This window comes from Enterococcus dispar ATCC 51266 (assembly GCF_000406945.1).
Classification (GTDB): Bacteria; Bacillota; Bacilli; order Lactobacillales; family Enterococcaceae; genus Enterococcus_C; species Enterococcus_C dispar.
The window spans coordinates 551,381-572,681 of record NZ_KE136354.1; the positions used below are offsets into that span (position 1 = coordinate 551,381).

The following is a 21,301-nucleotide window of genomic DNA, read 5'->3' on the forward strand; positions in this document are numbered from 1 at the left end:
ATGGAAGAAATGATTCATGAGATTAAAAGCTGGATTTATGAAGCAGGCGAAGTGATTAAGAAAAGTTTTCAAGCAGATGATTTAGTGGTTGATACAAAAAGTGGTAGAACCGATTTAGTGACAAATTTGGATAAGGCCACACAAGATTTTTTGACGGAACGGATTATGAACTTTGATCCTAATGCCAAAATTTTAGGTGAAGAAAACGGGAAAGACCACCTCGAAGATTTTAGTGGCCGCGTCTTTATAATTGATCCCATTGACGGAACCATGAATTTTGTTTTAGAACATGAAAATTTTTGTATTATGGTTGCCGTTTATGAAGAAGGCGTGGGTAAGCTGGGTTTTGTTTATGACGTGATGAAAGATGAATTTTTATGGGGCGGTCGTAATATTGGTGTTTATTGTAATGATAAAAAAATTAATCCGCCAAAAGATATTGCCTTATCAGAAGGATTAGTCGGATTAAATCATGTGATGTATCAAAAAGATAGCTGGCATGTGCAAAAAATGGGAGAAGTTGCCTTAGGTGTGCGGATGACAGGCTGTGCGGGTTATGAATTAATTAGTTTAGCGATGGGAAGAAGAGCTGCCTATATTTCACGACTTGCCCCATGGGACTATGCTGCAGGCGGCGTTCTAATTGAAGAGCTGGGTTTACGGATGTCAAACATTAACGGGGAACCTTTAAAATTGGCTGGACGTGAATTGTTTGTAGCCGCAACTCCTAAAGCTTATGAAAATATTATGGAAATAAAAAATTAGTAATCCCTTAGTAGTGGGATTTAAGGGAGATTGGTAAAAGTTATGACAAGGAATGTATCTTTTTGAAAGTTTTCACTATATTTCAGAAAGATAATCTGTTATAATGAGCCGTCAGATTATACACAAGATTAAAGGAGCCAGATAAATTGAAATTAAGAAATGATATTCGCAATGTGGCAATTATCGCCCACGTTGACCATGGTAAAACGACACTCGTAGATGAATTATTGAAACAATCAGATACATTAGACAGCCACACTCGCTTAGAAGAGCGGGCCATGGACTCCAATGCATTGGAAAAAGAACGTGGTATCACGATTTTGGCAAAAAATACAGCTGTCGAATATCAAGGTACTAAAATCAACATCATGGACACACCAGGACACGCGGACTTCGGTGGTGAAGTAGAGCGAATCATGAAAATGGTTGACGGTGTAGTTTTAGTTGTTGATGCCTATGAAGGAACAATGCCACAAACCCGCTTTGTATTAAAAAAAGCGTTAGAACAACATTTAACACCAATCGTAGTAGTAAATAAAATTGACAAAGATTCAGCTCGTCCGGCTGAGGTTGTCGATGAAGTTTTAGAATTATTTATTGAATTAGGTGCCGATGAAGACCAATTAGAATTCCCAGTTATTTACGCTTCTGCAGTCAATGGAACTTCTAGCTTGTCAGATGATCCAAGCAAACAAGAACATACAATGGCCCCTGTTTTTGATACAATTATTGAACACATTCCAGCTCCAGTTGATAACAGCGATGAACCATTGCAATTCCAAGTTTCATTACTTGATTACAATGACTACGTTGGTCGTATCGGTATTGGTCGGGTTTTCCGTGGTAAAATTGCGGTAGGGGATCAAGTTTCTTTAATCAAATTAGATGGCACGATTAAAAATTTCCGTGTTACGAAATTGTTTGGTTTCTTTGGGTTAAAACGTTTGGAAATCACCGAAGCAAAAGCCGGAGATTTAATTGCAGTTTCTGGGATGGAAGATATCTTTGTTGGTGAAACAGTCACACCCGTAGAACATCAAGATGCATTACCAATCTTACACATTGACGAACCAACTTTACAAATGACTTTCCTAGTGAACAACTCGCCATTTGCGGGTCGTGAAGGAAAATGGGTTACTGCTCGTAAAATTGAAGAACGTTTAATGTCACAATTACAAACTGACGTTTCGTTACGGGTTGAATCTATTGCCCCTGATGCTTGGACTGTTTCCGGTCGTGGCGAATTACATTTGTCAATTTTAATTGAAAATATGCGTCGTGAAGGATATGAATTACAAGTTTCTCGTCCAGAAGTTATTGAACGAATGGTAGATGGTGTGAAATGTGAACCTTTTGAACGGGTTCAAATCGATACACCCGAGGAATATATGGGCTCGGTTATTGAAGCTTTAGGGCAACGTAAAGCAGAAATGCAAGACATGATTCATGTGGGTAACGGTCAGATCCGTCTTGTCTTTTTGGCACCAGCTCGTGGTCTAATTGGTTTTACTACTGAGTTTTTATCGATGACACGTGGTTATGGGATTATGAACCATACTTTTGATCAATACTTGCCAATGATTCAAGGCGTGATTGGTGGTCGTCACCATGGTGCACTAGTTTCAATGGAAAATGGTAAAGCGACAACTTATTCCATTATGTCTGTTGAAGAACGTGGTACTGTCTTTGTTGAACCTGGTACAGAAGTTTATGAAGGAATGATCGTCGGCGAAAGCTCTCGTGATAAAGATCTAGCAGTAAACATCGTAAAAGCAAAACAAATGACAAATGTGCGTTCTGCTAACAAAGACCAAACTTCAGTTATCAAACGTCCGCGTATTTTAACGTTAGAAGAATCACTAGAATTCTTAAATGACGATGAATACTGTGAAGTAACACCTGAAAGCATCCGTTTACGTAAACAAATTTTAAATAAGAGTGAGCGGGAAAAAGCTGCTAAAAAGAAAAAATAATTACTTAAACCAATCTTCAGTATGAAGATTGGTTTTTTTTTGTGGAAAAGTTTTTCTGCTAAAAAGTTGTTTTAATGGTGTTTTTGCGTATATTAATCTAACCTTATGATTTATGCAGCGAGAATTTGTTTCACATTTATATATGTTTCACATGACTAAAGATAAGAAACAACTTTTCTGTTTTTTTGATAAATGTTCGGATTTTTGCTGTGATTCATGAAAGTTTTAAGAAGCTTTCCAGTATTTTGTCCCACTCAATTGGGGATTATGCTATAATAATGAAACTAAGAAAGAAAGGTTGGATTAGAGATGGATTCAATTTCTCATGAATTTGCTTTGGAATTATTGATGCAAGATGCCGACCGCATTAAAAAATTAATTCGCAATCAAAAAAATAGTTTATGTATTTCTCAATGTAAAGCCTTTGAAGAAGTTGTAGATACCCAAATGTATGGCTTGTCTCGTCAAGTGACCTTTGCGGTGCGTTTAGGCATCCTTAAAAACGACGAAGGTCATCAGTTGTTGAGTGATTTAGAAAGAGAATTGAATCGCTTATACACTGAGGTTTATGAAGATCAAAAGACGAACAAGGAGGCGTAAGCCTTGCCACAAAAGATAAAAAAGAGACACCTTTTGGATTATAGTATCTTAATTCCTTACTTGATTTTATGTGTTCTAGGTCTGGTAATGGTATTTAGTTCAACTTCTTATCTATTAGTTGAACAAGGACAAAATTTTATGAGTTCAGTCATCAATCAAGCTGTTTTCTGGCTGATTAGTTTGGTGGCTATCAGTTTTATTTACAAGATGAAAACTGACGTCATTCGTAATAAGGCTTTTGCTTCGATGGCGATGATTATTGTCATTGCTTTATTATTAGTTGTTTTGGTAATTGGTAAAGAGGTTAATGGTGCCAAAGGTTGGTTATCTTTTGGTCCCGTTAATATTCAACCAGCAGAATTTTTCAAAATTACCACGATTTGGTTTTTAGCTTTAAAATTATCAACCCGCCAAAAAACGATTCAAGGGCACACATTTTTTAATACAGTTTTCCGTCCATTAGTCTATGTGATTGTAGGATTATGTTTAATTGCTTTATTACCAGACTTTGGGAATGCCGCAGTAATTACTTTAATTGCTTTTTCTGTAATTATGGCAAGTGGCATCAATTATTTATATACCCTTGTTCTAGGCATTGTTGGGGTAATAGGATCTTTTGGTCTAATTCAGTTGATTAATTTGACCAAAGGAAAATTAATCCCAGCCCATGTTTATAGTCGTTTTGCGATTTATCAAAATCCTTTTAAAGATGAATTTAATCTGGGACACCAGATGGTTAATGGGTATTACGCTATCTACAACGGTGGACTTTTTGGCCGTGGTTTAGGAAATAGTATTCAAAAAAAAGGCTTTTTAAAATTTGCGCATACCGATTATATTTTTGCAATTGTAATTGAAGAATTAGGCTTGATTGTAGCGTTGTTGGTTTTAGCGTTGTTGTTTTACATGATTGCGCGAATTTTTCTGGTGGGAATTCGTTCTACCGATCCGTTTAATTCCATGATGTGTATTGGAATTGGATCATTATTTTTGATTCAGGTTTTTGTTAACTTAGGAGGAATCACCGGTATTATTCCTTTGACTGGGATTACATTTCCTTTCTTAAGCCAAGGGGGATCTTCTCTTTTAATGCTTTCCATTTGTGTCGGATTTGCCTTAAACATCAGTGCTGATGAAAAGAAAAAACAATATGGGATTTCCACTACTAATAGACGCGTTCAAAAAAGAGCGATTGTATCGGCAAATGCACCAGCCAAAAAATGAGTTAAGCTATTTTTAGCTAACAATAGATTAAATCTCAAGGAGTGGTTTGATGAAAAAAATTCTCGTTGCTAACCGTGGTGAAATTGCCATTCGTGTTTTCCGTGCCTGCTCAGAATTACAAATAGGGACGGTGGGTATTTATGCTGCCGAAGATGAATACTCAGTTCATCGATTTAAAGCCGATGAAGCTTATTTAGTTGGCAAAGGGAAAAAACCAATCGATGCGTATTTAGATATTGAAGATATTATCCGCATTGCAAAAGAGTCTGGCGCAGAAGGAATTCACCCTGGTTATGGTTTTCTTTCTGAAAATTTGGCATTTGCCAAACGTTGTGCTGAAGCAGGATTGGTATTCATTGGGCCTACTATTCACCATCTCGATATTTTTGGGGACAAAATTAAAGCCAAAGAAGCCGCAATCGCAGCTGGTATTCAATCGATTCCTGGTACAGATGGGCCAGTGGCATCCATTGATGAAGTGTTAGCATTTGCTAATACTCATAGTTATCCGATTATGATTAAAGCGGCACTTGGTGGTGGCGGTCGTGGTATGCGGGTAGCACATGATGAAAAAGAAGCAAGAGATGGCTATGAACGCGCAAAAAGTGAAGCAAAAGCTGCTTTTGGCAGTGACGAAGTTTATGTTGAAAAATATATTGGCAATCCCAAACACATTGAAGTTCAAATTTTAGGGGACAGTCATGGTAATATTGTTCATCTATTTGAACGAGATTGTTCAGTACAACGGCGTCATCAAAAAGTAGTTGAGGTCGCTCCTTGCGTTTCAATAAATCCTGAACAAAGAGAAAAAATTTGTCAAGCTGCCGTACAACTTATGAAACATGTAGGCTATATCAATGCTGGTACAGTGGAATTCTTAGTTGAAGAAGATAAATTCTACTTTATCGAAGTCAACCCTCGCGTCCAAGTAGAACATACAATTACTGAAATGATTACGGATATCGATATTGTTACTTCTCAGATTTTAATTGCAGAAGGCAAAAACCTCCATACTGATATTGGGATTCCACAACAAGCGGATATTAAATATAAAGGAGCGGCAATCCAGTGTCGTATTACTACAGAAGATCCGGTTAACAATTTTATGCCGGATACTGGTAAAATTGATACTTATCGTTCTCCAGGCGGCTTTGGTGTGCGTTTGGATGTAGGAAATGCTTATGCTGGTGCCGTTGTGACGCCTTACTTTGATTCTTTGTTAGTAAAAGTTTGTACCCATGGTAGTACTTTCGAGCAAGCAATTCAAAAAATGCAACGGTGCTTACGCGAATTTCGGATTCGTGGTGTTAAGACCAACATTCCTTTTATGACAAACGTGATTAACCATCCGGAATTTCAAAGTGGCGCTGCGAAAACTACTTTTATTGATAATACTTCTACGTTATTTGTCTTCCCGTCAACGCGGGATCGTGGCAATAAAACAATGAAATATATCAGTGAAATCACCATCAATGGTTTTCCAGGTATCGAAAAAAATAAAAAGAAATATTATGGTGAAGCGAGACTTCCTCATAAGTTGATTAAACCAGAGCAAGAGCTTATAACAGCCAAAAATATTTTAGACAGTCAAGGCGCAGATGCTGTAGTGGCTTGGGTCAAAGAACAGAAGAAATTACTTTTGACGGATACTACTTTCCGAGATGCCCACCAAAGCTTATTGGCTACACGGGTAAGAACCCATGATTTTGAAAAAATTGCGGCGAAAACCGAAATTGCTTTGCCTCAATTATTTTCAGCAGAAATGTGGGGAGGCGCTACTTTTGATGTCGCCTATCGTTTCTTGAATGAAGATCCTTGGGTTCGTTTAAGAACTTTGCGTAAATTAATGCCGAATACATTATTCCAAATGTTGTTCCGCGGTTCTAATGCAGTCGGCTATTCAAATTATCCCGATAATGTAATTGCTGAATTCATCAAAGAGTCAGCAGCACAAGGGATTGATGTCTTTCGTATTTTTGACAGTTTAAACTGGTTGCCTCAAATGGAAAAAAGTATTCAAGCAGTGCGAGATACAGGTAAAATTGCTGAAGCAGCTATTTGTTATACCGGCGATTTGAATGACCCAAGCCGTGCAAAATACAATGTAGACTATTACAAAAATATGGCGAAAGAATTGGAACAAGCCGGTGCGCATATTATTGCCATTAAAGATATGGCGGGCTTACTGAAACCACGAGCTGCTTATCGCTTAGTGAGTGAATTAAAGGATACTGTTGCATTACCAATTCATCTCCACACGCATGATACCAGCGGAAATGGGATTATCACATATTCTGCTGCGACCCAAGCTGGTGTGGATATTGTCGACGTTGCTACAAGTGCCATGAGTTCTTCTACTAGTCAGCCAAGTATGAACAGTTTATACTTTGCTTTAGATCAAGATGAAAGACAACCGCAGATTAATATCGCTAATGCGCAGCAATTAAATCATTATTGGGAAGATGTGCGCATGTTTTATAAGCCCTTTGAAAATGGGTTAAATGCGCCGCAAACGGAAGTCTACAAACATGAAATGCCAGGAGGACAATATTCTAATTTACAACAACAGGCCAAAGCAGTTGGTTTAGAAGAACGTTGGGATGAAATTAAAGAGATGTATCAAACGGTCAATTTGATGTTTGGTGATATTGTCAAAGTAACCCCATCTTCAAAAGTTGTCGGAGATATGGCGTTGTTCATGGTTCAAAATAATTTGACCGAAGATGATGTATATAGTCGAGGTGATGATTACAATTTCCCTGAATCTGTAATCACGTTCTTTCAAGGGGAACTTGGCCAACCTGTGGGCGGTTTTCCAGTAGACTTGCAAAAAATTATTTTGAAAGGTCGTCCGGCTTTTACAGTACGTCCAGGATCATTAGCTGAACCTGTTAATTTTGAAAAAGTCAAAATAGAATTAGCAGAAAAAATTGGTTATGAACCCAAACACGAAGAAGTTTTAAGCTATTTGATGTATCCCCAAGTTTTCTTGGATTACCAGACAGCCTATGAGAAATTTGCCGATATTACGGTTTTAGATACGCCAACTTTCTTCCAAGGAATGCGATTAGGGGAAACAATTAATGTTGAAATTGAAAAAGGTAAGATTTTAATTATTCGTCTCGATGAAATTGGTGAGCCAGACATTGAAGGCAATCGTGTTTTATTCTTTAACTTGAACGGCCAACGTCGTGAAGTTGTGGTAAAAGATACGTCTATTATCAGTTCAGTTCAAACAAAACAAAAAGCTGAGCCGACTAACAAAGAACAAATTGGTGCAACAATGCCGGGCTCTGTGTTAGAAGTCTTAGTGAAAAAAGGAGATTCGGTCAAGCAAGGAGATACGCTATTAATTACCGAAGCTATGAAAATGGAGACGGCCATTGAAGCTCGCTTTGATGGTATAGTCAAACATATTTATGTGTCCAGTGGCGAACCAATCGCTCAAGACGATCTATTAATTGAAATTACTGAAAGTTAGAAAGTAGGTCTTGCTGTGAAACGTAGACTCATTTTTTGGTTATTGTTATTCGTAGCAATAGCTGTGGTCTATTTGCAACCGGTCTTCTTTCCGCGGCAGGCACCTGCCTATGATACTCAGACAAACAAAGATGTTAGTCAGACAAGCTTGAAATATAAACCGATTAAAGTTTCCGGCTATGCCGAATTCATTGGGAAAAGTTCAAGTGAATTAACGAATATTTTGGGCAAGCCACTGGTTAGTTATGACAGTGGCTTTGGCTATCGTGTGAATACGTACCAGTCTGAGGATAAGACCAATTATATTGCCGCTAATATCCGTAATGGGAAAGTTGCCGCAGTAAAAGTTGCCGGTAATGATGATCAACATACGGCACCTTTTAAGTCTAAAATGACTATGAATGACTTAACCAATGTGACGATGTTGTATCCGAATTTTTCACTGGATTACAATGGGGAGAAGATTCAGTTTGAATTGATGGAAGAGGATATGAATTATCGCCCATTGGTGGCATTTACTAACGATACTTTTGCGATTCTCTTTTTTAATCAAAAAAAATCCCAGCTAGTGGGGATTACTTATCTTGATAAACAGATGTTGTTAGAGTTAGCACCTTATACTTCCATTGAAGGTCAGCTGCCCCAAGTGCGTAAAACACAGTTAACCGATTGGGATGAAGTCAATCGGTTAAAGGAAACTTCAAGTTTTGATTTGTTAAATGTTTTACGAAAATTAGAAAATCGGGAGGCCTATACAACTAACTTTACTTTACAAGGTAGAGCGGATGATATTAATGTCGACTTTTTAAAAGAGCCCCAAAAATATCTGAATGAAGAACGATTCAAACAATTTGAACGGATGAAAGATGTTGCCAACCCTCAGCCGTTTCTAATTGTGAGTGATGAATTTGATCAAATGTTAAAAACAATGAAAATACCCGCTGTTTCTGGGTTTTATTATCGTCCTATGGTTGACACAATGTTTCAAATTATGTCATTTTATAGTGATCCATATTTGCATACTCGTTTTTTAAGTGAGGGACAACAAAAAGTAGGTGTTGGCATTGATGAGGACAATATGGTAATCTTGATAGAGGATACTGAAGAAACTGAGGATAGTGAATAACGTGATTTACGATGAAGAGACGTTGTATTTAGCTCAACTATGTGAGAATTTAAGCCGTAAAATTTGTGGTAGTCTTATCTTTCAACAATATGAAAACACTCGGACTAAGATGAGTCAGGATGATACAGCCATTGCGATGAAGGCTAATTTTCAAAAAGAAAAAGAAATTTATGAAGACTTAAGCCGTTTTGGAGAATACGTTCCGGGAATTAAAGAACAGCGAAAAGCTCTGTATCAAAAAAAACGGCAGCTGGATTTGTGTAAAACAGTGGCAGATTTTCGACAAGCAGAAACCCAATTGCAAGAACTGCTTGACGGTGTCTGTCAGCAAGTTGCTCAAAGCTTTTCTGAAGATGTGAAAGTGAATTACGGGAATCCGTTTTTTGCAACAACTAAGTCTGATTGTGGAGGAAATTGTCATGCAAGTTGATACAACAATTGAATTTAAACCAAAACAAAGACGGGGATTGATCGTCTGGGTTTATAGCTTGCGTCAATTAAAAAATTTGAAACGTTATGGTTTGGTGCATTACGTTTCTCGCAAACTTAAATATGTCGTATTGTATTTAGATGAAGCGGGTTTTGAAGAAGCAATGTCAAAAATTGAACATTTGCATTTTGTACGTAACGTTGAACCTTCATATCGCCCAGATGTTGAAATGAATTTTGCTGATAAAATTGGGACAAAAGCTGCCTATCAAGTAACTGATGATGACGGGTTTGATGTAGAAGAATTAAATACTACAATTCGTTTAGCGGAAAATGTCTAAAAAGATTGATATCCTTTTGAAGAGGATATCAATCTTTTTTTAGAGATGAATGAGCCCATGATACTTCTCATATAGCATACAAAAATACAAGCATACATTGAGTCATAAAAAAGTTTTACATGACTGACCCAATTTTTATATAAGAGTAACCAACATGAAACTTTTCCATTTCGTGACATACTTCTAGAGGTCAATGCGCCTAAGTTATGGTAAAATATTGTGGATATGATGGATGAGGTGAAATAAATTGAGAGTCGTAGCAGGAGAATATGGTGGTCGTAAGTTAAAAAGTCTGTCGGGAGATAATACCCGTCCTACCACTGATAAAGTAAAAGGTGCCATTTTTAATATGATTGGTCCTTTTTTTGATGGTGGAGTGTGTTTAGATTTATATAGTGGTAGTGGCGGTCTAGCAATCGAAGCTGTTTCAAGAGGGATGGCGCATGCTTACTGTGTAGAACGTAATTTTAAAGCCATGCAAATTATTAAAGAAAATGTCGCGATTACCAAAGAACCCGAAAAATTTACACTATTAAAAAAAGATGCCAAACTTGCTTTAGCAGCTTTTATTGCAGAAGAAAAAAAGTTTGATTTAGTTCTGCTGGATCCCCCTTATGCAAAACAACAACTAATTGCAGAACTTGAGGCAATGGCTGGAAATAATTTATTTGCCAATCAAGCAGTTGTTGTTTGCGAGACGTCAAAAGAAGTTGTTTTACCTTCTGAGATTGCGACATTAAATCAAATTAGGCAACAAAATTATGGTATCACGAGTATCACAATTTATAGAAATGAGGCGGCTTATGCGTAAAATAGCATTATTTCCTGGCAGCTTTGATCCATTTACCAATGGACACCTGGATACAATTGAGCGGGGATCTGATTTATTTGATGAAATTATTGTGGGTGTTTTTGTAAATACCAATAAAAAAAGCTTGTTTAGTCCCCAAGAGAGAAAAGGCTTGGTTGAAGCCTCTGTAGCCCATCTTCCTAATGTACGGGTAATCGAACAAGATAGTGAATTGACTGTAACGAGTGCTAAAAAATTGGGGGCCAATTTTTTATTACGAGGAATTCGTAGTGTCAAAGATTATGAATATGAAAAAGAAATCATGACGATGAATCATCATTTAGATGCAAAAATTGAAACGATCTTTTTGTTGGCGCGCCCTGAATATACTCATATTAGTTCCAGCATTCTAAAAGAAGTTATTGCATTTGGTGGGGATGTTAAAGAATACTTACCGCGACCGGTTTTTGAGGCTTTAGTGAAGAAGAGTGATCATTATGAAGCGTAAAGTCCCAATTAAACGTCTCTTACTTTTATTATTTGCTCTAATTTTAATGGCCTGTGTGGCATTGCCGATTCCTTATTATATTGAAGCCCCGGGTTCTACCATTAAGCTGGATACTTTGGTTAAAGTGAATGACAAAAAAGATAAGTTTAGTGGCTCTTTTTCTTTGACTTCTGTTGGGATTCGACAAGCAACTGTCGCAACAGCACTATTTGCCAAAACGCAAGCTTTCTCTGATTTGGTAACAAAAGAAGCGTTGATGGGAACTGCCAGCGACGATGATTATAATCGTATTCAAAATTTTTATATGGAAACTTCACAAAATAACGCCATTACAGCTGCCCTGACTTTAGCGGATCAACCGTTTAAAATGGACTATCTCGGTGTTTATGTCTTGGGGATTGAAAAAAACTCTGCATTTTATGGCAAAATTAAAATTGGTGATACTGTGGTGAAAGTAGATTCGCAGGTTTTTAAAAGTAGTAATGACTTTATGAAATATGTTCAAAGTAAAAAAGTAGATGATAAAGTTACCATAACTTATCTGCAAGATGGTAAAGAAAAAGAAGCGAGCGGTTCTTTAATTAAATTACCAAGTAATGGTAAAGCGGGAATCGGAATTACCCTAACCGACCATACGCAAGTAAACAGTCAGGAAAAAGTCCAGTTTGATGTGGATAATATTGGTGGTCCATCGGCAGGATTGATGTTTACTTTAGAAATATACCAACAGTTAATTAAACAAGATTTACGCAATGGTCATGAAATTGCTGGTACAGGAACTATTGACAGTCAAGGAAATGTGGGCCAAATTGGCGGAATTGATAAAAAAATTGTCAGTGCTTCTGAAAGCGGAGCCGAAATTTTCTTTGCGCCGGCAGATTTAGAAAAAGGGGATACCAATTATCAAGACGCTAAAAAAGCAGCTAAAAAAATTAATACCAAGATGAAAGTCATACCGGTCAAGACGGCACAAGAAGCTGTAAAATATTTGAAAGAACATGTGGCAAAATAATTTTTTCAATTCTCGGATAACTAAAGAAATTCGGTGAAAAACGTAAATAAAAATTGCCTGCGTTATACTAAATGCCTACAAGAGGAGGAACAGTAGTGGAAATCAAACGTCAAAAACCAGTGGTAGCTGCTTATCACTATGATCAACCTAATGCTGAACAAAATGTTGAAACACAATTACAAGTAGGTTTTACGCCTTTAAATACAGATGATCAAACCTATCCAAAAGAAAATTCAATTATTCGGTGTATTTTGGATTTTCGTTTAGTTTTTGAAGAATATGTTATTTCTGGTCGTGTTAGTCAAATTAACCATGTGATTAATCGGAAAATAGAAAGTCAAGTTGACGTGACAGAAGAAGAGGTTAATGAGATTGTAGCGCCCTTATTTGATATTGTGAAACGAATGACGTATGAAGTTACCGAAATTGCAACTGATGAACCCGGGTTGACCCTTAATTTTCAAACAGAAGCTTAGGAGAAGAAAATGTTTACAGAAGATATTCAAATTATGTTATATGTAGATGATGTCAAAAAAGCTGTGGCCTTTTGGCAAGCTTTAGATTTTATTGTTATCGAAGAACAAAAAGTTGATGGTACCAGTGTAGTGGAGCTTGCGGCGACAAAAGAGGCAAAGGCTCATTTTGTGTTATATGATCGTGAATTTATTGAAAGTAATTCACCGGAAGTTGCTACTAACTCACCATCATTAATGTTTTTTAGTCAAGATATTTTCAGTTTGTATAAAAAAATTGAGAAATTGGCTGTACCGTTAGGTGAAATGATTTCTCTTGGTGAGCGTGAAGTGTTCAATTTTGCTGATCCTGATGGCAATTATTTCGCGGTTTCTAGTATAAAATAAAACAAAAAAGTCGAAGATAAGCGTGTTTGACACACGTTGCTTATCTTCGGCTTTTTTGTTATGTGCGGACTTGTCTATATTTAAAATTCAGCCATTATCGCGGGCAATCGCACCCGTATCCATTGCCTCTTTCAAATCTTTTATGAATTGATGGATAAATTTTGTTAATTTATTCATATCGTAAGGCCTCGATTGGATCTAGACGAGCAGCTTTGCGAGCAGGGTATACGCCAAAAAATATACCGATGGCACTAGAAAATAGTAGCACAAAAGCAATGGACCCCAACGTAAAGTGGGCGGTTATATTTAAGGCGTTGGCAACGATTAAAGCCAGAGATGCACCTAAGAGTAAACCAATCAAACCGCCAATCAAGCACAAAATAACAGATTCCGTTAGAAATTGGAATAAAATATTATTATTTGTCGCTCCTAATGCTTTTCTCGTTCCAATTTCACGGGTTCGTTCAGTCACAGAAACTAACATAATATTCATTACGCCAATACCACCTACTAATAATGCAATGGCGGCTACGGCAGCGATGAAGTTAATGAACAAGCCTAAAACATTATTGACTTCATCTAAGGCTTGTAAGAAATTGGTTGCCGTATAAACTTTATCGCCTACAGTATCATGTCGTACGGATAAAATATTAACAATTTGTTTTGAGACAGTATCAATATCATCTTTTGACTTGGCAATCACCGTTAGTTCGCTCATTTTTGTAGCATCTGGTTGCAAAGTAACAGCTGTCGTAAGTGGTATTGCCAAATAGCCGGGCATTTTATCAGTATCAAAAGATCCCATCATGTTTTCCATAGTACCTTTGGTCACGCCGAGAATCCGTAGCGTAACTTGCCCATTTTGATTTTTGACTGTAATTTTTTCGCCAACTACATTTTCACGCCCATTAAAGAAGTAACGGGCAGTATCTGCACTGATAATGGTTACTTTCGCATTTTCTTCATATTCAGTCTGGTTAAAATAGCGGCCATAAAGAAGGTCTTTATCCATCATTTGATTCGTGTATTGCAAATCGGGCATACCAGCTAACGCTATTCCAAATTTACTTTTATCATTTGCTGTTAAGTTTCCTTGGATGTTGGTAACAGCTGAAATATGATCGATATTTGGAATACTACGTTTTAGTGCTAACACATCTTGTGAAGTAATTTTTTGACTGTCACTAGCGTCTTGACTAGTTGAAACAGAGATGGTAGAAGCGCCTAAGTCACTAAAAGTACCGTTAATCTCTTTAGTTGCCCCGTTTCCGACTGCTAAAATCGCAATCACGGCGCTAATTCCAATAATAATGCCCAACATGGTCAAAAATGACCGCATTTTATTGGCTAAAATACTATCTAGTGCCATCTTAAAACTTTCGCTTATTCCCATTTTTGACCCTCCTTATAATTTTTTTCGTTCAGGCACCGAATTATCGGCAATAATTTCACCGTCTTTAAATGAAACGATACGTTTGGTGTACTGCGCAACGTCAGGTTCATGGGTAACCATTACAACAGTTGTTCCATTATCATTTAAATCTTGAAAAATTTTCATGATTTCCATTGTAGTTTTGGAATCCAAATTTCCAGTAGGTTCATCTGCCATCAAAACAACTGGGTCATTTACAATTGCGCGGGCGATTGCAACCCGTTGTTTTTGTCCACCAGATATTGCGTTAGGACGATGGTGTACCCGATCGGCTAAGCCGACTTGTTCCAATGCTTTTAAGGCTCTTTTTTTTCGCTCAGATTTTGAGACACCGGCATAGACTAAAGGAAGTGCAATATTTTCTAACAATGTCATTCGCGGCATTAAATTAAACGATTGAAAGACAAAACCAATTTCTTGATTGCGGACCTTAGCACTTTCAATATCTGTTAGATGCGTCACATCTTTTCCATTTAAAAGATAGGTGCCGTCATCAAAGCGATCCAACAAACCCAAAATATTCATCATGGTTGATTTACCAGAGCCACTAGGACCCATGATTGAGGTAAATTCACCTTCTGCGATATGGAGGTCTACATGTTTTAGCGCCATCAATTCTTCACCGCCAGTACGGTAAATTTTCACGACATTTTTCAAATCAATCATTTTATCACCTACTCTTTAGTGACGGAACTGCCGTCTTTAAGATTGGATGCAGGAGACAAGATAACGCGGTCACCGTCAGTAATGCCATTTTTAATAACAATAAACTGATCAGATTGAATACCGGTTTCTACTTTAGTAATTTTAGCTTTTTCATCTTTTACTTCGTAGACAATGGGTTCATTTTTATCGTTGTAAGTGAGAGCTTCAATTGGAATCGCTAATGCATCTTTTTCAGTGGCGATTGTAATGGTTACATCGGCCGCAAAACCGGCATACAATTCTTTTGGTTTATCGTCAAAGGTTACCACTGCACCTAATGTCGCTGCGCCATTGGTCCCTTGAGATATTGTAGCAGTCGGATCTTTTTCGGTGACTTTGCCAGTATAATCTTGACCACCAGAAGAAATGTTGGTTTTTTGATCAACCTTTACTTGGCGTGCTTCAGAATTAGATAGTGCTAATTGTACTTTTAAATTAGCTAAATCAGAAATTACAATGGAAGCTTTGCCTTGTTGGGCAGCAGTGTCGGGTTGTCCAGTTTTAATATTTACTTCGGTGACGGTGCCGGCAATGCCTGCTTTAAGCGTTAAGCCGCTGTCATATGTGGCTAAAACTTGATCCTTTTCGACGGTATCGCCTACTTTAACGTTTAAGTCCGTGACATTGCCAGTGCCAACCAAATTCTCTGTTTCATTGGGAATTAGAGTCCCTGTAGTGCTTAAGGTTTCAGTAACATCCATTTTTTTTGCAGTTGCACTGCGCACGGTGATTGTCTTACTTTTGTTGCTTTCGCCATTAAATAAAGCAAAGCCGATTGCTCCGACGATAACGACGCCTGCTAATAGAATACCAATAGTTTTTTTCTGCATTATTTTCACTCTTTTCCCCATAGATTATGACATGGTGTCGTTCTCATTCTAAAGGTTTTTCTACCTGGTGTCCAAATATAGTATTTGAAAGTTTTGTGAAGTTTTTTGGTATAATTAATGTGAGGTGAAGATGATGAAAAAATATGTGTATGCGATTGGCGATATTCACGGCGAGTATGAGTTGTTTAAAAAACTTTTAGCGTATTTTGATTCCACCCAACATCAGTTAGTATTAATCGGGGATTTAAACGATCGAGGCAAACGCAGCAAAGAGTGTCTTTTGTTAGGGAAAAATTTGGCAGAAGAATTCGGTGCTATTTATCTGCGGGGCAACCATGAAGAGTATCTTTTACAGTTTTTAACGTATCCCGAAGATTGGTTTTCTTCTTATTTGCATAATGGGGGCAAAGAGACGATTGAAAGTCTTTTGCATACCGGCGCTTGTGAGGAGTATTCTCCAACTGAAATTGCATTAATGATTCGCAGTCGCTATCGGGATTTAATTGATTTTTTAACGAAGCGGCCTTTATATTACGAATGGGAAGATTATCTTTTTGTTCATGCCGGTGTTGACTTAGCCAAAAAAGACTGGCATGATACGGCTTCTGCTGATTTTATTTGGATTCGGGAACCTTTTCATAAAGGAAAAAATAGAACAGGAAAAAAGATTGTGTTTGGTCACACCATTACCCCGATGCTCCATGGCGATATGACGACTACGGATCTGTGGCTTTCAGATAATAAAATTGGTATCGACGGGGGCGGGGTCTTTGGCGGTTCTATTCATGGCGTAATTTTTGATAAAAATGGAATTCGACAAGATATTGAATATCAAAATTTACACGGACCTTGGCAACCCGAGTTTTGAGAAATGATTTAAATCGACAGACTTGAAGTGACTTTTATCAGTCACTTCTTTTTTGCCCTAATTGATGAACCTATTCTATGGTAAAATAAATGAGTTCAAAAGAAAGGTGAGATGATATGACAGTAGTCAATCAAGATTTATTAGCTTTATTGCAGGGAGAACTTGCAAGTTATACGAAAAAACAATTACAACAAGTTTTAAGCTTGTTATTAGATGGTAACACTGTACCTTTTATTGCCCGCTATCGAAAAGAAGCAACCGGCAATTTAGATGAAGTGCAAATTCGTGAAATCGAAGAACGTTACCAATATTTAGAAAACCTTGAAAAACGTAAAAGTGAAGTATTGCGTCTAATTGAAGAGCAAGAAAAATTAACCCCTGATCTTGCTGCTAGTATTCAATCTGCCAGCAAAATGCAACAGGTAGAAGACTTGTATCGTCCTTATAAACAAAAGCGACGTACTAAAGCGACCATTGCCAAAGAACAAGGATTGGAACCATTGGCCAAATGGCTGCTGTCTTTTCCTAATGAATCCGTGTTAGAAAAAGCGACAACTTTTATGACAGAGGAAGTTCTGGATGCGAATGCAGCAATAGCCGGTGCCCATGAAATTTTAGCAGAAACATTTGCCGATTCTGCTAAGTTTAGAACATGGATTAGACAAAAAACGTTTGAGCAGGGACTTTACACAAGTACAGCAAAAAAAGTAGAACAAGATGAAAAAGGTGTATATGAAATGTATTACACTTTTGAAGAACCGGTTAAAAAAATGGTCTCCCACCGCATTTTAGCCACAAACCGGGGTGAAAAAGAGGATATTTTAAAAGTTGCTGTTGTAGCTCCGGAAGCAGAAATCTTAAATTATTTAAATCGCCAAATCATTAAAGGAGAAGGTGAAGCGGTAATTTATGTGACGGAAGCGTATGAAGATGCATATAAACGCTTTATCGCACCGGCAATTGAACGGGAAATTCGCAATGAATTGACAGAAAAAGCTGATGAACAAGCGATTGCTGTTTTTGGTGAAAATTTACGAAATTTATTATTGCAACCACCGTTGAAAGGAAAAGTAGTATTAGGCTTTGATCCCGCTTATCGAACGGGGTGCAAATTAGCCGTTTTAGATGAAACCGGCAAAGTTTTAGATATTGCAGTTATTTATCCCCATAAACCAGCACCGCAAAATAAACGTCAAGCGGCTGGTCCGTTTTTCAAAGAATTAATCACAAAATATGGCGTTCAAATGATCGCCATTGGCAATGGGACGGCAAGTCGCGAGTCAGAACAATTCGTGGCGGAGCAAATTCGTGATTTAAAACAAGAAGTCTACTATGTGATTGTAAATGAAGCAGGGGCTTCTGTATATTCTGCCAGCGCGATTGCCAGAGGCGAGTTTCCAAATTTGCAAGTCGAAGAAAGAAGTGCCATCAGTATCGGACGGCGCTTGCAAGACCCATTAGCAGAATTAGTAAAAATCGATCCTAAAGCAGTTGGTGTAGGGCAATATCAGCACGATGTTTCCCAAAAACGTTTGGCAGAACAATTGGATTTTGTAGTTGAAACGGTGACCAACCAAGTCGGGGTAGATGTTAATACTGCTAGTCCACAACTTTTACAACATATTGCGGGATTAAATAAAACGACAGCGCAAAATATTTTTAACTACCGGGAAGAAAATGGAGCCTTTATTAAACGAAATCAATTAAAAAAAGTTCCCCGCCTTGGACCAAAAGCTTATGAACAGGCAATTGGTTTTCTACGTATCCCTGGCGGCAGCGATATTTTAGACAATACCAGCATTCACCCGGAAAGCTATAGTTTAGCTAAAGAAATTTTAAAACGTGCGACGATCAAATTAACTGAGCTTGGCACAAAAGATGCGACAGTGCGGCTGGAAAGTTTGAATGCTGAAAAAATCGCCGCAGAGTTAGATGCTGGTACGGCTACTGTAACGGATATTTTACAAGCATTAGTGCGACCTGGACGTGATATGCGCGATGAAATGCCAGCACCTCTTTTACGAAAAGATGTCTTGACTATGAGTGATTTAAAACCAGGCATGGAATTAAAAGGTACAGTTCGCAATGTGATTGATTTTGGCGCTTTTGTAGATATTGGTGTTAAACAAGATGGACTTGTCCATATTTCAAAACTCAGTCGCCGTTTTGTAAAACAACCAAAAGATGTTGTGGCGGTTGGCGATGTGGTGACGGTTTGGGTAGAGCAAGTGGATGAACAAAAAGGACGCATTAGCTTGACCATGTTAAATCCTACAGGCGAATAAAATGACAGAAGCACAGTTACAAAAATTAGTAGAAGAAATATCGCTAAAATTTTTTAAGCGTCCTTTTAGGCACCGCGCTATTTTCAATAAACGATTAAAAACTACAGGTGGAAGGTATCATTTGTCTGATCATCATCTTGATTTTAATCCGACACTATTTGCCGGAATATCCCGACAAGAACAGATTGGGATTATTAAGCATGAATTATGCCATTACCATTTGCATCTATTAAACAAAGGTTATCGCCACCAAGATCGCGATTTTAAAGTTTTATTAGCTACAGTTGGTGGAAGTCGATTTGCCCCGCGCTTGCCCCAAGGAAAAGAAAGTAAAGCAAAAAAACAAGTAACCTATTGCTGTAGTGGCTGTGGACAGATTTATATCCGCCAAAGAAAAATTAATACCCAGCGCTTTGTCTGCGGAAAATGTGGACAAAAACTGCAATTTTTAAAAATTGTTAGCTAATTTTTGAAAAAAGAGTTGCTAAAATCGCTGTTAGCGGCTTTTTAAATAAAACTCATTGAATTTTTATCATTTTTGTTAGATAATGAAGCTCGTGCAAATTATTAGCTCGTTTTTTAGAAGATAAAGATAGAATTTTATCTGAAAAAAATGACAGATTGGTTTGAAAAAGCAAACAAAAAACAAAAGAGTTTTTACGCGATTGATAGAATGGAAGAAAAGAGGCTAAATTAGGATGAATGACAAAGATAAGCTTTATCATTTTGTCGGAATCAAGGGTTCTGGCATGAGTTCACTAGCATTAGTATTACATGAAAAAGGATACAACGTACAAGGTTCTGACGTTGAAAAATATTTCTTTACTCAACGGGATTTGGAAAAAGCTGGGATTACGATTTTACCCTTTAGTGCTGACAATATTAAACCTGATATGATTGTCATTGCAGGGAATGCTTTTGACGATACCCATGAAGAAATTGTACGCGCCAAAGAATTAGGGTGTGAAGTCATTCGTTATCATGACTTTATTGGCCGCTTTATTAATGATTATACGAGTATTGCAGTTACTGGTTCTCACGGTAAAACCAGCACTACTGGCTTATTGGCTCACGTTTTTAGTGGTGTTTCCCCAACTAGTTATTTGATTGGCGATGGCACAGGCCATGGAGTACCCGATGCAGACTTTTTTGCTTTTGAGGCATGCGAATACCGCCGTCACTTTTTAGCATATGCTCCTGATTATGCTATTATGACAAATATTGATTTTGATCATCCTGATTACTATAAGAGTATTGAAGATGTTTTTAATGCATTCCAATCAATGGCTCATCAAGTGAAAAAAGGTATTTTTGCTTATGGTGATGACGCTTATTTACGTAAATTAGAATCAGAAGCACCTATTTATTACTATGGATTAAATGATGATGATGATATTCAAGCAAAAAATATTAAACGAACAACAAAAGGTTCTGAATTTGATGTTTTTGTAAAAGGTAAAGAAATTGGTCATTTCAGCCTGCCTGCTTTTGGTAAACATAATATTTTAAATGCATTAGGTGTAATTGGAATTGCCTATTTAGAAGGTATCGACATGACAGAAGTGGCAGAAGAAATGCAAACTTTTGCCGGTGTGAAACGCCGCTTTAGTGAGAAAAAAGTAGCGGATATGACGATTGTCGATGACTACGCCCATCATCCAGCTGAAATTAAAGCGACTATTGACGCTGCACGTCAAAAATACCCGGATAAAGAAATTATTGCCGTTTTCCAACCCCATACATTTACTCGGACAATCGCTTTAATGGATGATTTTGCCCAAGCGTTAGATTTAGCGGATAAAGTATTTTTGTGTGATATTTTTGGATCAGCTAGAGAAGCCAAAGGCGACGTTAAGATTGAAGATTTGGGCGCTAAGATTAAAAAAGGTGGCCAAGTCATTAAAGAAGAAAATGTTTCCCCGTTACTTGATTTTGAAAATGCGGTGATGATTTTTATGGGCGCAGGCGATGTACAAAAATTTGAAGCGGCCTATGAAAAACTTTTGAGCAATACTACGCGTAATCGTTCTTAAATATAAAAAACTGGTGCAGGTGAATGCACCAGTTTTTTAT

General features: G+C 37.5%; 20 protein-coding genes. 17 read left to right on the forward strand and 3 right to left on the reverse strand.

Annotated features, from left to right (window positions below):
- The 13 genes from RK01_RS02725 (at position 1) to RK01_RS02785 (ending at position 13,108) form a co-directional block, all read left to right on the forward strand.
- On the forward strand, positions 1-765 hold the full coding sequence (locus RK01_RS02725) for an inositol monophosphatase family protein (RefSeq protein WP_016171761.1): 765 nt from the start codon (positions 1-3) through the stop codon (positions 763-765).
- Between the two features lie 146 nt (positions 766-911).
- Positions 912-2,738 (forward strand): translational GTPase TypA, encoded by a 1,827-nt coding sequence (gene typA / locus RK01_RS02730; protein WP_016171762.1) that lies wholly within the window; start codon positions 912-914, stop codon positions 2,736-2,738.
- A gap of 309 nt (positions 2,739-3,047) precedes the next feature.
- Entirely contained in the window at positions 3,048-3,338 is a 291-nt protein-coding gene (locus RK01_RS02735; RefSeq protein ID WP_016171763.1) for an Fpa/YlaN family protein, read from the forward strand.
- A 3-nt stretch (positions 3,339-3,341) separates the two neighbouring features.
- Complete coding sequence (locus RK01_RS02740) at positions 3,342-4,562, forward strand: FtsW/RodA/SpoVE family cell cycle protein (RefSeq protein WP_016171764.1); 1,221 nt, start codon at positions 3,342-3,344, stop codon at positions 4,560-4,562.
- 49 nt (positions 4,563-4,611) lie between these two features.
- On the forward strand, positions 4,612-8,043 hold the full coding sequence (locus RK01_RS02745; protein ID WP_016171765.1) for a pyruvate carboxylase: 3,432 nt from the start codon (positions 4,612-4,614) through the stop codon (positions 8,041-8,043).
- Positions 8,044-8,058: 15 nt separating this feature from the next.
- Positions 8,059-9,168 (forward strand): CAP-associated domain-containing protein, encoded by a 1,110-nt coding sequence (locus tag RK01_RS02750; protein ID WP_016171766.1) that lies wholly within the window; start codon positions 8,059-8,061, stop codon positions 9,166-9,168.
- 1 nt (position 9,169) lies between these two features.
- Positions 9,170-9,598: a YlbF/YmcA family competence regulator gene (locus RK01_RS02755; RefSeq protein WP_016171767.1), complete on the forward strand. Its 429-nt coding sequence runs from the start codon at positions 9,170-9,172 to the stop codon at positions 9,596-9,598.
- A complete protein-coding gene (locus tag RK01_RS02760; protein ID WP_016171768.1) occupies positions 9,588-9,938 on the forward strand; it encodes a YlbG family protein in 351 nt (116 codons plus the stop codon). Before RK01_RS02755 ends, RK01_RS02760 begins: the two co-directional genes overlap by 11 nt.
- Positions 9,939-10,185: 247 nt before the next feature.
- Complete coding sequence (gene rsmD, locus RK01_RS02765; RefSeq protein ID WP_016171769.1) at positions 10,186-10,749, forward strand: 16S rRNA (guanine(966)-N(2))-methyltransferase RsmD; 564 nt, start codon at positions 10,186-10,188, stop codon at positions 10,747-10,749.
- Positions 10,742-11,236 (forward strand): pantetheine-phosphate adenylyltransferase, encoded by a 495-nt coding sequence (gene coaD, locus RK01_RS02770; protein ID WP_016171770.1) that lies wholly within the window; start codon positions 10,742-10,744, stop codon positions 11,234-11,236. Before rsmD ends, coaD begins: the two co-directional genes overlap by 8 nt.
- Positions 11,226-12,248: a SepM family pheromone-processing serine protease gene (locus RK01_RS02775; RefSeq protein WP_016171771.1), complete on the forward strand. Its 1,023-nt coding sequence runs from the start codon at positions 11,226-11,228 to the stop codon at positions 12,246-12,248. The genes coaD and RK01_RS02775 overlap by 11 nt, the downstream gene beginning before the upstream one ends.
- Positions 12,249-12,343: 95 nt before the next feature.
- Complete coding sequence (locus tag RK01_RS02780) at positions 12,344-12,724, forward strand: DUF1149 family protein (protein ID WP_016171772.1); 381 nt, start codon at positions 12,344-12,346, stop codon at positions 12,722-12,724.
- Between the two features lie 9 nt (positions 12,725-12,733).
- The gene (locus RK01_RS02785; protein WP_016171773.1) at positions 12,734-13,108 is read left to right on the forward strand and encodes a VOC family protein; all 375 of its coding nucleotides are present in this window, start codon (positions 12,734-12,736) and stop codon (positions 13,106-13,108) included.
- A 169-nt stretch (positions 13,109-13,277) separates the two neighbouring features.
- On the opposite strand, the gene RK01_RS02790 is transcribed toward RK01_RS02785, so the two are convergent.
- Genes RK01_RS02790 through RK01_RS02800 form a run of 3 tightly spaced genes read right to left on the reverse strand, consistent with a single transcriptional unit; the run spans position 13,278 to position 16,075 of the window.
- Entirely contained in the window at positions 13,278-14,501 is a 1,224-nt protein-coding gene (locus RK01_RS02790; protein ID WP_016171774.1) for an ABC transporter permease, read from the reverse strand.
- A 12-nt stretch (positions 14,502-14,513) separates the two neighbouring features.
- Positions 14,514-15,206 (reverse strand): ABC transporter ATP-binding protein, encoded by a 693-nt coding sequence (locus RK01_RS02795; protein ID WP_016171775.1) that lies wholly within the window; start codon positions 15,204-15,206, stop codon positions 14,514-14,516.
- A gap of 8 nt (positions 15,207-15,214) precedes the next feature.
- Entirely contained in the window at positions 15,215-16,075 is an 861-nt protein-coding gene (locus tag RK01_RS02800; RefSeq protein WP_016171776.1) for an efflux RND transporter periplasmic adaptor subunit, read from the reverse strand.
- A 133-nt stretch (positions 16,076-16,208) separates the two neighbouring features.
- On the opposite strand from RK01_RS02800, the gene RK01_RS02805 reads away from it, so the two are divergent.
- From RK01_RS02805 to murC, 4 genes are all read left to right on the forward strand, one after another.
- Positions 16,209-16,943: a metallophosphoesterase gene (locus RK01_RS02805; RefSeq protein WP_016171777.1), complete on the forward strand. Its 735-nt coding sequence runs from the start codon at positions 16,209-16,211 to the stop codon at positions 16,941-16,943.
- A gap of 116 nt (positions 16,944-17,059) precedes the next feature.
- Entirely contained in the window at positions 17,060-19,228 is a 2,169-nt protein-coding gene (locus RK01_RS02810) for a Tex family protein (protein WP_016171778.1), read from the forward strand.
- A gap of 1 nt (position 19,229) precedes the next feature.
- Complete coding sequence (locus RK01_RS02815; RefSeq protein ID WP_016171779.1) at positions 19,230-19,694, forward strand: SprT family protein; 465 nt, start codon at positions 19,230-19,232, stop codon at positions 19,692-19,694.
- 232 nt (positions 19,695-19,926) lie between these two features.
- Positions 19,927-21,261 (forward strand): UDP-N-acetylmuramate--L-alanine ligase, encoded by a 1,335-nt coding sequence (gene murC / locus RK01_RS02820; RefSeq protein WP_016171780.1) that lies wholly within the window; start codon positions 19,927-19,929, stop codon positions 21,259-21,261.
- Positions 21,262-21,301 lie beyond the last annotated feature (40 nt).

Excerpts from the sequence above, each read along its gene's own strand:
- RK01_RS02725 (WP_016171761.1), top strand. The coding sequence starts at position 1 with ATGGAAGAAATGATTCATGAGATTAAAAGCTGGATTTATGAAGCAGGC.
- RK01_RS02735 (WP_016171763.1), top strand. The coding sequence starts at position 3,048 with ATGGATTCAATTTCTCATGAATTTGCTTTGGAATTATTGATGCAAGAT.
- RK01_RS02745 (WP_016171765.1), top strand. The coding sequence starts at position 4,612 with ATGAAAAAAATTCTCGTTGCTAACCGTGGTGAAATTGCCATTCGTGTT.
- RK01_RS02760 (WP_016171768.1), top strand. The coding sequence starts at position 9,588 with ATGCAAGTTGATACAACAATTGAATTTAAACCAAAACAAAGACGGGGA.
- coaD (WP_016171770.1), top strand. The coding sequence starts at position 10,742 with ATGCGTAAAATAGCATTATTTCCTGGCAGCTTTGATCCATTTACCAAT.
- RK01_RS02775 (WP_016171771.1), top strand. The coding sequence starts at position 11,226 with ATGAAGCGTAAAGTCCCAATTAAACGTCTCTTACTTTTATTATTTGCT.
- RK01_RS02785 (WP_016171773.1), top strand. The coding sequence starts at position 12,734 with ATGTTTACAGAAGATATTCAAATTATGTTATATGTAGATGATGTCAAA.
- RK01_RS02790 (WP_016171774.1), bottom strand. The coding sequence starts at position 14,501 with ATGGGAATAAGCGAAAGTTTTAAGATGGCACTAGATAGTATTTTAGCC.
- RK01_RS02795 (WP_016171775.1), bottom strand. The coding sequence starts at position 15,206 with ATGATTGATTTGAAAAATGTCGTGAAAATTTACCGTACTGGCGGTGAA.
- RK01_RS02800 (WP_016171776.1), bottom strand. The coding sequence starts at position 16,075 with ATGCAGAAAAAAACTATTGGTATTCTATTAGCAGGCGTCGTTATCGTC.
- RK01_RS02805 (WP_016171777.1), top strand. The coding sequence starts at position 16,209 with ATGAAAAAATATGTGTATGCGATTGGCGATATTCACGGCGAGTATGAG.
- RK01_RS02810 (WP_016171778.1), top strand. The coding sequence starts at position 17,060 with ATGACAGTAGTCAATCAAGATTTATTAGCTTTATTGCAGGGAGAACTT.
- RK01_RS02815 (WP_016171779.1), top strand. The coding sequence starts at position 19,230 with ATGACAGAAGCACAGTTACAAAAATTAGTAGAAGAAATATCGCTAAAA.
- murC (WP_016171780.1), top strand. The coding sequence starts at position 19,927 with ATGAATGACAAAGATAAGCTTTATCATTTTGTCGGAATCAAGGGTTCT.